The sequence below is a fragment of the Mycobacterium canetti CIPT 140010059 genome, from assembly GCF_000253375.1.
Taxonomy (GTDB): domain Bacteria; phylum Actinomycetota; class Actinomycetes; order Mycobacteriales; family Mycobacteriaceae; genus Mycobacterium; species Mycobacterium tuberculosis.
The window spans coordinates 1,892,222-1,908,440 of record NC_015848.1 but is presented as its reverse complement, the minus strand read 5'-3'; the positions used below and the strand labels follow the sequence as shown (position 1 = coordinate 1,908,440).

The window sequence follows — 16,219 nt, the reverse complement described above, 5'->3', positions numbered from 1 at the left end:
GGTGTTCCTTGCGGGGGGTTAGGAGCCGAGTTCCTCGTCGAGGATGGCGAAAAGCTGGCTTTCGGTCGCGGCGGCGATGTCGTCGTCTTCAGTGGTCAGGCTGGTCAACATGGTTTGCAGGCGGGTGCGCAGGTGCGCTTTGACGTTGGCGCTCAAGTCGGGTTGGTCAAGCAGCACAACTAGCTCGCGGGTGATGTCGTCAACACGGTCTGACAGGCTTTGTTGATCGCTACCGCTGGCGGTGACTAGCCGGCTGTCGAGGTGTTCGGCCAGCGTGGCCGGCGTGGGGTAGTCGAAGATCAGCGTGGGCGACAACGTGAGCCCGGTGGCGGTCTTGAGTCGGTTGCGCAGCTCCACGGCGGTCAAGGAATCGAACCCGAGATCTTGGAATGCTTTGTGAGCGTTGATATCGACACTGCTGGAACGACCCAACACCGCCGCGGCATTGCTGATCACCAAATCGGTGAGTTCGCGCTGCCGCCGCTCGGGCGTGAGCGCATGCAGCCGGCTGACTAAGCCCGACATCGACACCGCCGTATCGGCGGCGTCGATCCTCCGCCGGGTCGGACCGGCAGCCAACTGGCTGAATAATGCCGGTAGCGCAGCACCAGCGCCGGCCAGCGCGGCACGATCCAGCCGGGCCGCCACTACCACCGCGCGATCGGCCTGCAGCGCAGTGTCCAGGAACCCTAGCGCCTGCTCGGTGGTTAGCGGAGCGAGCCCGGCCTGCGTCATCCTGGCGCGATCCCGCTCGCCGAGGTGCCGGGTCATCGCCGAGGCCTGCTCCCACAGTCCCCACGCCACCGACAATCCGGCCAGCCCACGCGAGCGCCGATAGGCCACCAACCCGTCCAAAAACGCATTCGCCGCAGCATAATTCCCCTGAGCCGGTGTGCCCACAATCCCGGCCATCGACGAAAACACCACAAACGCCGACAAATCCATGTCCTCGGTTAGCTCGTGCAGATTCCAGGCCCCATCGACCTTGGCCCGCAACACCGTATCCACCCGATCCGGTGTCAAGCCCGTGATCACGGCATCGTCCAACACCCCAGCGGCATGAAACACCCCTTTAAGCGGATAGCGCGGATCCAGACCCGCCAACAATGCCGCCAGCGCATCACGATCAGCCACATCACAGGAGACCACCGCCACCTGGGCCCCGCCCTCGCGCAACAGGGCCGCGACTTCTGCCGCCCTGTCGGCCTGCTCACCGCTTCGGCTGACCAGAACCAGATTGGCCACCCCATGTCGCCGGACCAAATGGGTAGCCACCGCCGAACCGGCCATGCCGGTCCCCCCAGTGACCACCACGGTGCCCCCCGCCAACCCGGACTGCCCACCCGGACCATCGGGGATGGTCAACACGACCTTGCCGATATGACGGGCCTGACTGACAAACCGGTAGGCCGCCGGGGCGCATCGCGCATCAAAAGTCTTGACCGGCAACCGCGCCAACACTCCGGCCGCTAGCAACCCCACTACCTCGGAAAGCATCGCCGCAATGCGGTCTGGGCCGGCTTCGACCAAATCGAACGCCCGATACCGCACCCCCCGATGCCGCTCGGCCACCGTCTGCCCGTCGCGAATATCGGTTTTACCCAGCTCGATAAAGCGGCCACCGCGGGGCAGTAGCCGCAGCGAGGCATCGGTGAACTCACCGGCGAGCGAGTTCAGCACTACGTCCACACCGCTGCCCTCGGTGGCCCGCAGAAACGCCTCCTCGAACTCCAACGATCGCGAGTCGGAGATATGGATATCGTCAAAACCCATCGCCCGCAATGTATCCCACTTGGCGCGACTCGCCGTGACGAAAACCTCTGCACCCCAATACCGCGCCAACGACACCGCTGCCATACCAACCCCGCCGGTGCCGGCATGCACCAACACCTTCTGCCCCGCCGCGACCTCCGCCAACACCGACAGCCCGTAAAACGCCGTCAGAAACGCCACCGGCACGGCCGCTGCCTCCACCAACGACCAGCCCGCCGGCACCATGGTTACCAACCGCGCATCCACCACCGCCTCCGAACCCACCAGCCCCAATAACCCCATCACCCGGTCACCAACGGCCAAACCGGTTACCCCCGGGCCGACTTCAACGACCACCCCTGCCCCGTCGACACCCAGTTCCCCGCCGCCGGGATACATCCCCAACGCCACCAACACATCCCGGAAATTGACCCCCACCGCACCCACGGCCACCCGCACCTGCCCCGTCGCCAGCTCCACCGGAGCAACGGGCGCCACCACCACATCCGCCAAAGTCCCCCCACCACCGGCAACCAACCGCCAGCCCCCAGCCGACGCCGAAGGCAAAGTCAACCCGGCCGCTACCGGGGCCAACCGTGCCGCATATACCCGGCCTCGACGAACCACCAGCTGCGGCTCACCCGAGCGTGCGCCGAAACCAACCGCATCCTCGACAGCGACCGACCCATCGGTATCCACCAACACCACCCGGCCCGGATGTTCAGCCTGGGCAGAGCGCACCAACCCCCACACCGCAGCACCCGCCAAATCGGTGACATCGTCATCAACCGGACCCACCGCCCCACGCGTCACCACCACACCCAGACCGGTCACATCGCTAGCCAACCACGACTGCAACACCTCCAACACCTCGTGCACACCCCGGTACACCGCTGCCAGCACATCCCCGCCGGCCTGCGCGCCGGCGTGAGGCGGCAGCTCCCACACCACGGCGTCGTCGCCAATGTCGCCGCCCTCCAACGGCACCGGTGTCCAGATCATCTCCAGCAATCCCCGGTCGCCGGCGGTCGACCTCGACAACGCGGCCGCTGAGACCGGACGAACCATCAACTGCCGCACCGACAACACCGGCAACCCCTGCGGATCGGCCAACTCCACCGACACCGCCCCCCGGCCCACCGGCGCCAGTCGCACACGGACCCGCGCAGCCCCGCTTGCGTGCAAACACACCCCCTCCCACGAGAACGGCAACATCGTCTGCTGCTCACCCTCGACAATTCCCCACGCATGCAACGCCGCATCCAACACCGCCGGATGAATCCCAAACCCCCGTATCGGCACACCCTCAGGGAGAGTGACGTCGGCGAACACCTCGGCCCCCCGCCGCCACAAGGCCTGCAAACCCCGAAACGCCGGCCCATACCCATACCCCCGCGCCGCCAACACCTGATACCCGTCGGCGACGTCCATCGCCCGCGCCCCAACCGGCGGCCACACCGACAGCTCCGCGGCCGGCTGCACCGAGCCAACCCCCAACACGCCCTGCGCGTGCAACGTCCATCCCGGACTCGAATCCGCCTGGCCGGCAGCCGAATACACCCACACATTCCGAGTACCCGACTGCTCGACGCCGCCCACCACCACCTGGACCCGCACCCCACCTGCCGGCAGCACCAACGGTGCCTGCAACGTCAACTCCTGCAGCACCGAACAACCCACCTCGTCACCGGCCCGCAAGGCCAACTCAACAAACCCCGTGCCCGGGAACAGCACCACCGGGCCCACCGCATGATCGGCCAGCCACGGCGCAGCGACCACCGATATCCGGCCCGTCAACACCACCCCACCCGAGTCGGGCCGTTGCACCACTGCAGCCAACAATCCATGCTCGGCGCCCACCAAGCCGACACCACCCAGATCGCCGCCAACAGCACCTAGGCCGTCTAGCCAGAACCGCTGGCGCGCAAACCCGTACGTCGGCAACTCCACCCGGCGGCCTCCCAGGTCGGCAAACGCGGCACGCCAGTCAACACCCACGCCCGCAACGTGGGCCTGCCCCGCCGACAGCCAAAACCGGCCCACCCCGCCGTCATCGCGACCCAGCGTCGGAATGACAATCGGTTCACCCGTAGCGCCGCGATCACAGTCGACCAACGTCTCTTCGATGCCGGCGATCAGGACCGGATGGGGGCTGGATTCGACGAACACCCGGTATCCGCCGTCGAAGGCGTTGCGGACGGCGCGTTCGAACTGCACCGGCTGGCGGATGCTTCGGTACCAGTACTCGGCGTTCACACCGGCGGTATCCATGAGTTCGCCGGTGACAGTGGAGAAGAACGCCACCGTGGAAGTACGGGGTTCGATACCTCGCAGCGCCGCGATGAGCTCCTCCCGGATCGCGTCCACCTGCGCCGAGTGTGACGCGTAGTCGACGTCGATCCTGCGGGCACGAATGCCTTCGGCCTCACATCGCTGCATCAGCTCCGTCACGGCATCCGTCTCGCCGGCCAGCACGACCGACGAGACACCATTGACTGCAGCGATATTCAGTCGGTCTCCCCATTGGGACGCCAACTTCTCGGCCTGCGGCTGGCCACAGGCCAACGAGACCATGCCGCCGGCACCGCCCAACCGCACCAGCAACCGGCTGCGCAGCGCCACCACCGCAGCCGCGTCCCGAAGCGACAGGGCGCCCGCCACATATGCCGCCGCGATCTCCCCCTGCGAATGCCCGATGACCGCGTCGGGAACCACACCCACCGACCGCCACAATTCGGCCAGCGACACCATCACCGCCCACAACGCCGGCTGCACCACATCCACCCGATCCAGCCCCGGTGCGCCGGGTGCCCCGCGCAGCACGTCGAGCAGCGACCACTCCACGTGCTCACGCAGCGCCCGTTCGCAGCGATGGATATGTTCGGCGAACACCGGTGCGGTAGCACATAACTGGGCTCCCATGCCCAGCCACTGCGCGCCCTGGCCCGGGAACACGAATGCCGTCTTGCCCACCGTCTGGGCGCGGCCCGCCACCACGTCGGCGCCGGGCACGCCGGCCGCCAGACCCGTCAGCCCTTCCATCAGCTGAGTGCGGTCGGCGCCCACGACCACGGCCCGATGATCAAACAGCGACCGGGTGTTGACCAGCGACCAACCCACATCGAGCGGGCGCACGTTCTCATCGGCGCCCACCCAGGCCAACAGCCGTCGCGCCTGGTTGGTCAACGCTTGCGCCGACCTCGCCGACAGCACCCACGGCACCGCCACCGGGTCGTTGCCATGGGCCGCGCCAACCGGTTCCACTGCCGGTGCCTGTTCCAGAATCACATGTGCGTTGGTGCCGCTGATCCCGAACGACGACACACCGGCCCGCCGCGGCCGGCCCGGCACGTGCCACGGCCGCGGCTCGGTCAACAACGACACCGCCCCCGCCGACCAATCCACATGCGGCGTCGGCACATCCACGTGCAACGTCTTGGGCAGCACGCCGTGGCGCATCGCCTGCACCATCTTGATCACCCCGGCGACCCCCGCAGCCGCCGACGTATGACCGATGTTCGATTTGATCGACCCCAGCCACAACGGCCGATCGGCCGGCCGCTGTCCATACGTCGCCAAAATCGCCTGCGCCTCAATGGGATCCCCCAACGTGGTGCCCGTCCCGTGCCCCTCGACCACATCCACGTCGGCGACACCTAACCGCGCACTGGCCAGCGCCGCAGTGATCACCCGTTGCTGCGCCGGCCCATTCGGCGTGGCCAGCCCGTTGGAGGCGCCGTCCTGATTGACCGCCGATCCGCGCACCAGCGCCAGCACCGGATGCCCCAACCGGCGCGCGTCAGCCAACCGCGCCAGCACGAGCACCCCGGCGCCCTCGGCAAACGCGGTCCCATCGGCGGCACCCGCATAGGCCTTACAACGACCATCGGCGGACAGCGCCCGCTGCCTGCTGAACTCGATGAACATCGCCGGGGTGGCCATCACGGTGACCCCACCGACCAGCGCCAGGTCGCATTCGCCGAGGCGCAGTGACTGCACCGCCAAATGCAGTGCCACCAACGACGACGAACACGCGGTATCCACCGACACCGCCGGGCCCTGCAGGCCCAACACATACGCCACCCGCCCGGAGGCCACGCTCAGCGTCGAGCCACGCAGCCCGTAGCGCTCCAGGTCACCCGGCACCCGGCCTTGGCCCCCATACGAGCCGTGGAACACCCCGGCGAACACGCCCGTCTGCGAACCCCGCAACGTGATTGGGTCGATGCCCGCCCGCTCCAACGCTTCCCACGACACTTCCAACAGCAACCGCTGCTGGGGATCCATCGCAAGCGCCTCGCTGGGTGCGATCCCGAAAAACTCGGCGTCAAAACCGGCGACATCCGTCAAGAACCCGCCGCACCGGGTATACGACTTGCCTACTGCGTCGGGATCGGGGTCAAACAACCCCGCCACATCCCAGCCGCGATCCGCCGGGAACTCCGAAACCGCGTCACGGCCGTGTGCCACCAGCTCCCACAGCGTCTCCGGCGAATCCACCCCACCCGGATAGCGGCATCCCATCCCCACCACCGCCACCGGCTCGGTGGTCCGGGCAAGAAGATCCCGGTTCTCTCGCTTCAGTCGCTCGTTTTGCTTGAGCGATCTGCGCAGGGCCTTGACGAGGTCTTCGGGAGTGCTGTTCATGGCACGAGGTCCGCCGAGCGTAACGTCACTGCGAGATTGCGATCCGAATAGCGCAGTGGCGTTACGCTCGCGGAATCCAGCATCAGTGCCAGCGCAGCAACACGAGTTCGGAACAGAAGCCTGGGCCCATGGCGATCATCAACCCGGGACTTCCGCTGGGGGGCGGTTTGGCGATGGTGTCACGCAGCACATGCAGCACCGACGCTGACGACAGATTCCCGATTTCGCCCAACGAGCGCCACGTCAGCTCGAGAGCCTGCGGCGACAGGTCGAGGGTCTCGGTGATGGCGTTGATGATCTTGGGTCCCCCGGGATGGGTGACCCAGGCGCCGACGTCGGTGGTGCTCAGGCCGTGCGAAGCCAGGAAGGTGGTGACGTCATTGCCCAGATACTGCTCGACCACGGCCGCCAAGTCCCGTGATAGGACGAGCTCGAACCCGGCCGAGCCGACGTCGTATCCCATGGTGCGCAGCGAGTCGGGGTACAGATGGCTGCGCGAATCCAGGATGTCCGGCCCGTCGGCGCCGATGTCCTGGGCGCGCTTCACACCTGCGGCCACCACCGCCGCGGCGCCGTCAGCAAACAACGCACTGCCGACAAGGCCCGGCAGCGTCGGCTTGTATCCCGGATACGTGAGTGAACACAGCTCGACCGAGACCAACGCGGCAACGCCGTCCGGGGCCCCGCGCAGGTAGTCGTGCAGCCGGGCGACCCCGGCCGCCCCGGCCACGCAGCCCAGCCCGAACAGCGGCACCCTCCGGACATCGGCGCGCAGCCCCAGCCGCCCGGCGATCCGGGCATCCAGCGACGGCACCGCCAGTCCGGTGACCGTGGCGGTGATCAACACGTCGAGATCCTCGGGTCGCAGACCGGACTCGTCGAGTGCCCCCGCCAGGGCTTGCACGCCCAAGTCCACGGCTTTTTCGATGAAAATCTTGTTCGCCTCGCCGAAGTCGGTCAGCTTCGGGTATTTCTCCAGCGGCAAGACCAGGTGGCGGCTGTTGACTTTGGCGCTGGCGTGCAGCTGGCGAACGATGTCTTCGTAGCCCTCGAAATCCGGGATGCTGACAAACGAGTCGGTGAGCTCGCGTTGTGAATAGCGATACGGCGGCAACGCGCCGAACACACCTGCGATGACGCTCACTGGTCCCACCCCTTTGACACGCACATCGAGGCCGAATGGTTCAACCGGGTCGCCTAGAGCCCGAAGTTTAGCCCGCCTGGAACTGGCCGGCAAAGTTTCGAGGCCCCCTCAGCGCACCAGCTGGCGGCGCAGCCGCTCGGCGGCTTCACCAATGGCGTTCAGTTGCTCGGCAACCCGGCCCGGCGCGGTGCCACCCCGGCAATCGCGGGCCGACACCGAGCCTTCGATGGTCAGCACCTCGCGGACTTGCGGGGTCAGCTCGGGGCTGATGGCGGCCAGCTCGTCGTCGGTGAGTTCCTGCAGCCCCACGCCGCGCTGTTCGGCCGCACGCACCGCCGCACCCGCGGCCTCATGCGCGGACCTAAACGGAACACCTTGCCGCACAAGCCATTCGGCGAGATCGGTGGCCAACGTATAGCCGGCCGGGGCCAGCTCCGCCATCCGCTGGACATTGAAGGTCAGGCTGGCCACCAGCCCGGCCATCGCCGGTAGCAGCAGCTCCAGCTGGGCCACCGAATCGAACACCGGCTCCTTGTCTTCCTGCAGGTCGCGGTTGTAGGCCAGGGGCTGGGCTTTCAGGGTGGCCAGCAGCCCGGCCAGGTTTCCGATCAGCCGCCCGGACTTGCCGCGGGCCAGCTCGGCGATGTCCGGATTCTTCTTCTGCGGCATGATCGAGCTACCGGTGGACCACGAGTCATGCAACGTGACGTAGCCGAATTCCGTCGAGCTCCAGACGATGATGTCCTCAGCCAGCCGGGACAGGTCGACGGCGATCATGGCGAACACGAACGCCGCCTCGGCGGCGAAGTCGCGGGCGGCGGTCGCGTCGACGGAGTTGTCCGCGGCAGCCGAGAAACCGAGGTCCGCGGCGATCGCGTCGGGATCCAGGCCCAGCGACGAGCCGGCCAAGGCGCCCGAGCCGTACGGGGACACCGCCGCGCGTTTGTCGAAGTCGACGATGCGGTCCAGGTCGCGCAGCAGGGGGTGGGCGTGCGCGAGCAGATGGTGTGCCAGCAGGATCGGCTGGGCGGACTGCAGGTGGGTTTTGCCGGGCATGATGGCGCTCGGGTGTGCGGCGGCCTGCTCTGCCAGCGCACCGACCACGTCGAGCACACCGGTGGCGACCCGGCGCACCGCGTCGCGCAGCCACATCCGAAACAGCGCGGCCACCTGGTCGTTGCGCGAGCGCCCGGCCCGCAGCCGGCCGCCCAGGTCCGGTCCGACCCGGTCGATCAGGCCCCGCTCCAGCGCGGCATGCACGTCCTCGTCGGTGACCAGCGGGCCGAAGCTGCCGTCGGCGACGTCTCGGGCGAGGCTGTCCAGGCCGGCGAGCAGCCCGTCGCGTTGCTCCTCGGTGAGCAGCCCGGCCCGAAACAGCACCATGGTGTGCGCCCGCGACGCGGTGAGGTCGTAGGGGGCCAGCACCCAGTCGAAGTGGGTGGACTTGCTCAGCGCGGCCAGCGCGTCGGACGGGCCGCCGGCGAACCGCCCGCCCCACAGCGACCCCTCGTTGGTGCTCACTTTTCTGTGGCGAGCAGACGCAGAATCGCACGCCGACGGGCGTGGCGGTGCGATTCTGCGTCTGCTCGCGGGAGAACCGTCACCGCAGATCCCGGCGGGCGGCGAGCTTGGAGGACAGCCCGTGCACGTAGACGAAGCCGCGGGCGGCGGACTGGTCGAAGCTGTCGCCCTCGTCGTAGGTGGCCAGGTTGAAGTCGTACAACGATTCCGCGCTGCGCCGGCCGTTGACCGCGATGTGGCCGCCGTGTAGCACCAGCCGCACCTCGCCGGACACGTGCTCCTGGGTCTTGGCGACGAAAGCCTCCAGCGCGGCCTTCAGCGGCGAGTACCACAGCCCGTCGTAGACCAGTTCGGCCCAGCGCTGGTCGGTCTGGCGTTTGAACCGGCCCAGCTCACGCTCCAGGGTGACGTGTTCGAGTTCGGTGTGCGCGGTGATCAGCACCATCGCGCCGGGCGCCTCGTAGATCTCGCGGCTCTTGATGCCCACCAGCCGGTCCTCGACGACGTCGAGGCGCCCGACACCTTGCGCGCCGGCGCGGCGGTTGAGCTCCTCGATCGCCGCCAGCATCGACACCGGCTTGCCGTCGATGGACACCGGCACGCCGCGTTCGAAGCCGACGATCACCTCGTCGGGGACCCCCCAGTTGACGGTGGGGTCTTCGGTGTAGGCGTAGACGTCCTTGGTTGGGGCATTCCACAGGTGCTCTAAGAAGCCGGTCTCCACCGCGCGGCCCCAGACGTTCTGGTCGATGGAGAACGGCGAGCGTTTGGTGACGTTGATCGGGATGGCGTTCTCCTCGGCGAACGCGATCGCCTTCTCCCGCGTCCACGCGTAGTCGCGCACCGGCGCCAGCACCTGCAGATCCGGTGCCAGCGAGGCGAACCCGACTTCGAAGCGGACCTGGTCGTTGCCCTTGCCGGTGCAGCCGTGCGCCACGATGCCGCCGCCGTGCTCGCGCGCCGCGGCGACCAGGTGTTTGACGATCAGCGGCCGGCTGATCGCCGACACCAGCGGGTAGCGGTCCATATAGAGCCCGTTGTTCAGCACGGTGGGCAGGCAGTAGCCCTCGGCGAACTCGTCGCGGGCGTCGACAACGACGGCCTCCACCGCACCGCAGTCCAGCGCCCGCTGGCGTATGACGTCCATGTCCTCGCCGCCCTGGCCGAGGTCGATCGCCACCGCCACCACCTCACGCCCGGTCTCCTTGCCTATCCAGCTGATCGCCACCGACGTGTCCAGACCGCCGGAATAGGCCAGGATGACGCGCTCTGACATGACTCTCCTTACCGAATGTTCTCGAACATGCCGGCCAGTTGCGCGCCGGTCATCGGCTCGCGGGCGACCACCAGGATGGTGTCATCACCGGCGATGGTGCCGACGACCTGGGGCAGGGCCGCGCGGTCGATGGCGCTGGCCAGGTAGTGCGCCGCGCCCGGCGGGGTGCGCAACACCGCGAGGTTGCCGCTGGCGTCGGTCGACACCAGCAACTCAGCGAGCAGCCGCGACATCCGGTCGGTGCCGCCCGACACCCCGCGCACCGGGCTGCCGTCCTCGGGCACGACGTAGATGCCGGTGCCGCCGTCCGCGCCGCGCAGTTTCACCGCGCCGAGCTCTTCCAGATCGCGCGACAGCGTGGCTTGGGTGACCTCGATGCCCTCGGCGGCCAGCAGCGCCGCCAGTTCGCTTTGACTGCGCACCTGCGCCGACGACAGGATCGCCACGATGCGTGCCTGCCGGCCGGCGCGGTTTGCGGCGACCTCGGGCCCCGCAACGGCCGCAGCCTTGGCGCGGCTCATGAGCGCTCCAGCAGCCACACCAGCAGCGCCTTCTGCGCGTGCAGCCGGTTTTCGGCCTCGTCCCACACCGCGCTGGCCGGTCCGTCCATCACCTCGTCGGTGATCTCGTCCCCGCGGTGGGCCGGTAGGCAGTGCAACACCATGGCGTCGGAGTCGGCCAGCGCCAAAAGTTGCGAGTTGAGCTGAAATGGCCGAAACGGCTTCACTCGGTCCAGCCCGTCGTTTTCCTGGCCCATCGACGTCCAGGTGTCGGTGACCAGAACGTCGGCGCCGGCGGCGGCCGCGTGGGCGTCGGCGGTCACGGTCACCGTGGCGCCGGTGTCCCGGGCGCGGCGCTCGGCCGCGGCCCGCACCGACGGGTCGGGCAGGAAGCCCTCGGGAGCCGCGACGGTGACGTGGATACCCGCTGTGACCCCGCCGAGCAGCAGCGAGTGCGCCATGTTGTTGGCGCCGTCGCCGAAGTAGGACAACCTGAGCCCGCGCAGCGCCCCCTTGCGTTCGGCGATGGTCTGCAGGTCGGCCAACACCTGACACGGATGGAACTCGTCGGAGAGCGCGTTGATCACGGGCACCGTCGCGACCGACGCCATGGCGTCCAGCCGCTGTTGGCCGAAGGTTCGCCAGACGATGGCATCGACGTAGCGGGACAACACCTTTGCGGTGTCTTGCAGGGTTTCGTCGCGGCCCATCTGGGTGCTGCCGCTGTCGACGACGACGGCATGCCCGCCCAGCTGCGCGATGCCCAGCTCGAAGGAGAACCGGGTGCGGGTGGAGTTCTTGTCGAAGATGACCGCCACCCCGCGCGGCCCGTCCAGGGGTCGACGGCTAACCGGGTCTTTCTTCAGCTCGGCGGCCAGCTGCAGAACCTCGGCCTGTTCGGCTGGGGACAGGTCGTCGTCGCGCAGGAAATGCCTGGTCACGGGGCCCCCACGGCGCGGTCCAGGATTGCCGGCAAGGCGGCGACAAAGCCGTCGAGCTGTGCTTCGGCGATGGTCAGCGGCGGCGCCAGCCGGATGACGGTGGGTGCGGCCGCGTTGACCAGGTAGCCGGCCTCGCGCGCGGCCGTCTCGGCGTCCGTGGCGTGCGGGGCGGTCAGCGCGATGCCCAACAGCAGTCCGCGTCCGCGCACGTGGTCGATGAGCGGGTGGCCGAGCGCTTCGATGCCGTGCCGCAACGATTTGCCCAAGACTTCGGCGCGGCGGACCAGGCCGTCGCTCGCCAGCACCCGCAGCACCGCCAGCGCCGCCGCGGCACACACCGGGTTGCCGCCGAAGGTGCTGCCGTGCAGTCCGGGGGTCAAGAGTTCGGCGGCCGGCCCGACGGCCAGGCACGCCCCGATCGGCAGCCCGCCGCCCAGGCCCTTGGCCAGGGTCACCACGTCCGGGGTGATGCCGTCGTGCTGGTGGGCGAAGAACGCTCCGGTGCGGCCCATCCCGGTCTGCACCTCGTCGAGCACCAGCAGCGCGCCGCGCCGCGCCGTGATATCGCGGGCGGCGGCAAGGTAGCCCGCGGGCGGGACGACGACCCCGCTCTCCCCCATGATCGGTTCCAGGAACACCGCGGCGGTGTGGTCATCGACGGCGGCGGCCAGCGCGTCGACGTCGCCGTAGCCGACGTGCGCGACGTCGCCGGGCAGCGGCGCGAACGGCGTTTGCTTGGCCGGTTGTCCGGTGAGCGCCAGCGAGCCCATGGTGCGGCCGTGGAAGGCTTCGTGGGCGGCAACCAGTTTCGTGCGTCCGGTGAGCCGAGACAGCTTGAACGCCGCCTCGTTGGCCTCGGCGCCGGAGTTGCAGAAGAACACTCGCGTCCGCTGGTCGGCCCCCAGCAGCGCGACCAGCTCCTCGGCCAGCGCGATGCCCGGTTCGGTGGCATACAGATTGGAGGTGTGGCCCAGCGTCGACATCTGCCGGGTGACGGCCTCGATGACCGCGGGGTGGCGATGGCCCAGCACGTTGACCGCGATGCCGCCGAGCAGGTCGACGTAGGTTCTGCCGTCCACGTCGGTGACCACGGCGCCGTCACCGCTGGCCAGCGCTATCGGGGGGGTGCCGTAGTTGTTCATCATCACGGCTTGCCACCGCTGCCGCATGGCGTCGGTGTTCGTCATGCGCGTACCACCTTGGTGCCTGTGCCGGCGTCGGTGAACAACTCCACCAACACGCAATGTGTGACCCGCCCGTCGATGATGTGCGCGCTGGGCACCCCGCCGATGACCGCCCGCAGGCACGCCTCGACCTTGGGGACCATGCCCGATTCCAGCGTCGGCAGCAGTTGCGCCAGTGTGCCGGTGTCGATCTCGCTGACCAACGAGTCGCGATCCGGCCAGCGGGTGTACAGGCCGTCGATATCGGTGAGCATCAACAGCTTTTCGGCGCCCAGGGCTTCGGCGACCGCCGCGGCGGCGGTGTCGGCGTTGATGTTGTGCACCACGCCGTCGGCATCCGGGGCCAGCGTGGACACCACCGGGATCCGGCCCGCTGCAACGAGATCCAGCATTGCCGCGGTGTTGACCTGGTCGACGTCGCCGACCAGGCCGATGTCGGTGGCCACGCCGTCGACGGTGACGCTGCGCCGCACGGCGGTGAACAGCTGCGCGTCCTCGCCGGTGATCCCGACGGCATACGGTCCGTGCGCGTTGATCAGGTTGACCAGTTCCCGGCCCACCTGACCGAACAGCACCATCCGGGCCACGTCGAGCACTTCGGGTGTGGTGACCCGGAATCCGCCCTTGAAGTCGCCCTCGATGCCGAGCCGCCGCAGCATGGCGGTGATCTGCGGCCCCCCGCCGTGCACCACGACGGGATGGATGCCGCAGTTGCGCAGAAACGCCATGTCGGCGGCGAACGCGCGCCGCAGCGTGTCGTCGGTCATCGCGTTGCCGCCGTATTTGACGACGACGACCTTGCCGTGCAACTGCTTGAGCCAGGGCAGGGCCTCGGCCAGCACCTGCGCTTTGATGTGGGTGGGCAGTGCTTCGATGCGGCTCATGAGCTGTAAGCCGAGTTCTCTTCGACGTAGGCATGCGACAGATCAGTGGTTCGGATCCTCGCCTGCCCGTCGCCGACGCCGAGGTCGACGGTGATATCGATGTCCGCGTCCGACAGGTCCACCTCGCGCGCACCGGGAGCCCCGACACCGTGCACACACACCGCGGCACCGTTGAACGACACGCTGATCCGATCCGGGTCGAGACGGATGGGTGCCATCCCGACGGCGGCGAGCACCCGGCCCCAGTTCGGGTCGGACCCGAACAGCGCGGTTTTGACCAGGCTGTCGCGGGCGATCTGGCGGGCGGCGACCAGCGCGTCGTCTTCGGTGGCGGCCCCGGTCACGGTCACGGTGACGCGTTTGGTGACACCCTCGGCGTCGGCCTGCAGCTGGGCGCACAAATCGTCGCAGACCCGCAGCACGGCCTCGTCGAGATCGGCCTGGGCAGGGGGGATTTCACTGGCCCCGGACGCCAGCAGCAGCACGGTGTCGTTGGTGGAGCAGCTGCCGTCGATGTCGAGCCGGTCGAACGTGGCCGCGGCGGCGCGGCGCAGCGCCCGCTCGAGTGCGGCCGGCTCGGCGGCCGCGTCGGTGGTGAGCACGCACAGCATGGTGGCCAACGACGGCGCCAGCATGCCCGCGCCTTTGGCCATGCCGCCGACCGTCCAGTTGTCGTGATGGTGCAGCGCAACCTGTTTGGGCACGTTGTCGGTGGTCATGATGGCGTGGGCGGCTTCATCGCCGCCGACCAGCCCGCCATGCATCTCGTGCACCACGTGGGCGACGCCGGCGAGCAGCTTGTCCATCGGCAGCCGGTCGCCGATCAGCCCGGTGGAGCAGACGGCGACCTCGATGGCCCCGGTCTCGGTTCCCCAGTCCGACAACGCCGCGGCCACCGCCTCCGCGGTGGCGTGGGTGTCGGCGAAGCCGGCCGGCCCGGTGCAGGCATTGGCGCCGCCGGAGTTGAGGATCACCGCGCGCAGCCGCCCGGTGGTCAGCACTTGCTGGGTCCACAGCACCGGCGCCGCCTTGACCTGGTTGCGGGTGAACACCCCGGCGGCGGCGTAGTCGGGTCCCTCGTTGAACACCAGCGCCAGATCCAGCGCACCGGAGGCCTTGATCCCGGCGGCGACGCCGGCGGCCCGAAAGCCGGCCGGGGCGGTGACGCCCTGAGCGCGCAGCAGCCGGGTGGTGCCGGCCAGGTCGGTCACGGCGCCACCCCCACAACCGAAAGGCCGTCGGTCTCCGGCCAGCCCAGCGCCAGGTTCATCGATTGCACCGCGGCGCCGGCGGTGCCCTTGACCAGGTTGTCGATCGCGGCGATCGCCACGAACGTCTGCGCGTCCTCGTCCACCGCGACGGCGATGTGCGCTGCGTTGCTGCCGATCACCGCGCCGGTGCGCGGCAGCTGCCCCTCCGGCATCAGATAAATGAAAGGCTCTGCATGGTAGGCCTTTTCGTAGGCTGCCCGCAGCTGCGACAGGGGTGATCGGGTGCGTGCCGTGCAGGTGGCCAGGATGCCACGGGAGGCCGGGATCAGCACCGGGGTAAACGAGACCGAGACGTCGCGGTCGGTGACCGCGCGTAGCCCTTGAGCGATCTCGGGGGTGTGCCGGTGGACGCCGGCGATGTTGTAGGCGCGCGCCGACCCGATGACCTCCGCGCCCAGCAAGTCGGTGGTGGCCGCACGACCCGCCCCCGAGGTACCGCTGACGGCGACCACGGTCACCGCGGGCTCGATAAGGTCTGCGGCCAGCGCGGGAAAAAGCGCCAGCAGTGCCGCGGTCGGATAGCAGCCGGGCACCGCGATGCGGCGGGTGCCGCGCAATTGGTCCCGCGCGCCCGGCAGCTCGGGCAACCCATACGGCCAGCTACCGGCGTGCGACGACCCGTAGAACCGCTCCCAGACGGCGGCGTCGGTGAGCCGAAAGTCCGCCCCGCAGTCGATGATCAGCGTCTCGGGGCTCAGTTGCTGCGCCAACACCGCCGAATGCCCGTGCGGCAAGGCCAAGAAGACGGCATCATGGCCACCGAGCACGGCAGCTTCGGTGGGTTCGACTACTCGATGGGCCAGCGGCGTCAGGTGCGGATGGTGTTCGCCGAGCGTGCTGCCGGCGCTGGTCGCCGCGGTCAGCGCACCGATCCTCAGCCGGCCGTCGGCGTACGCCGGATGCCCGAGCAGCAGGCGGAGAATCTCACCACCGGCATATCCGCTGGCACCGGCAACCGCCACCTTCGTCGCATTGGCCACCTGCCGATTTTGCATCGTTATGCAACAGTTTGCAAACTCATTCCGCGGTGACTGCGCCGGGACTTGACACACCGCCGGGCGGCGCCGATGGGACTCGAAGTTGCGTCCGCGAAAACGTG

Annotated in this window: 10 protein-coding genes; all 10 read right to left on the bottom strand. The window is 68.7% G+C overall.

Annotated elements, in window-relative coordinates; all coding sequences use genetic code 11:
• Positions 1 to 18: 18 nt before the first annotated feature.
• The 10 genes from MCAN_RS08750 to argC all read right to left on the bottom strand — a co-directional run bounded on the left by MCAN_RS08750 (position 19) and on the right by argC (position 16,115).
• Positions 19 to 6,399 carry a type I polyketide synthase gene (locus MCAN_RS08750; RefSeq protein ID WP_014000873.1) on the bottom strand — a complete coding sequence of 2,127 codons (6,381 nt, stop codon included), beginning with the start codon at positions 6,397 to 6,399 and terminating at the stop codon, positions 19 to 21.
• A gap of 82 nt (positions 6,400 to 6,481) precedes the next feature.
• Complete coding sequence (locus tag MCAN_RS08745) at positions 6,482 to 7,543, bottom strand: type III polyketide synthase (protein ID WP_003408181.1); 1,062 nt, start codon at positions 7,541 to 7,543, stop codon at positions 6,482 to 6,484.
• A gap of 108 nt (positions 7,544 to 7,651) precedes the next feature.
• Entirely contained in the window at positions 7,652 to 9,064 is a 1,413-nt protein-coding gene (argH, locus tag MCAN_RS08740) for an argininosuccinate lyase (protein ID WP_014000872.1), read from the bottom strand.
• A gap of 79 nt (positions 9,065 to 9,143) precedes the next feature.
• A complete protein-coding gene (locus MCAN_RS08735; RefSeq protein ID WP_014000871.1) occupies positions 9,144 to 10,340 on the bottom strand; it encodes an argininosuccinate synthase in 1,197 nt (398 codons plus the stop codon).
• 8 nt (positions 10,341 to 10,348) lie between these two features.
• Positions 10,349 to 10,861 (bottom strand): arginine repressor, encoded by a 513-nt coding sequence (locus tag MCAN_RS08730; RefSeq protein ID WP_014000870.1) that lies wholly within the window; start codon positions 10,859 to 10,861, stop codon positions 10,349 to 10,351.
• Positions 10,858 to 11,781 carry an ornithine carbamoyltransferase gene (gene argF / locus MCAN_RS08725; protein ID WP_014000869.1) on the bottom strand — a complete coding sequence of 308 codons (924 nt, stop codon included), beginning with the start codon at positions 11,779 to 11,781 and terminating at the stop codon, positions 10,858 to 10,860. Before argF ends, MCAN_RS08730 begins: the two co-directional genes overlap by 4 nt.
• A complete protein-coding gene (locus MCAN_RS08720) occupies positions 11,778 to 12,968 on the bottom strand; it encodes an acetylornithine transaminase (protein ID WP_014000868.1) in 1,191 nt (396 codons plus the stop codon). Before MCAN_RS08720 ends, argF begins: the two co-directional genes overlap by 4 nt.
• Positions 12,965 to 13,849 carry an acetylglutamate kinase gene (gene argB / locus MCAN_RS08715; protein ID WP_014000867.1) on the bottom strand — a complete coding sequence of 295 codons (885 nt, stop codon included), beginning with the start codon at positions 13,847 to 13,849 and terminating at the stop codon, positions 12,965 to 12,967. Before argB ends, MCAN_RS08720 begins: the two co-directional genes overlap by 4 nt.
• Entirely contained in the window at positions 13,846 to 15,060 is a 1,215-nt protein-coding gene (gene argJ / locus MCAN_RS08710) for a bifunctional glutamate N-acetyltransferase/amino-acid acetyltransferase ArgJ (RefSeq protein ID WP_014000866.1), read from the bottom strand. The genes argB and argJ overlap by 4 nt, the downstream gene beginning before the upstream one ends.
• Entirely contained in the window at positions 15,057 to 16,115 is a 1,059-nt protein-coding gene (gene argC, locus MCAN_RS08705) for an N-acetyl-gamma-glutamyl-phosphate reductase (protein ID WP_003898960.1), read from the bottom strand. Before argC ends, argJ begins: the two co-directional genes overlap by 4 nt.
• Positions 16,116 to 16,219: the final 104 nt, after the last annotated feature.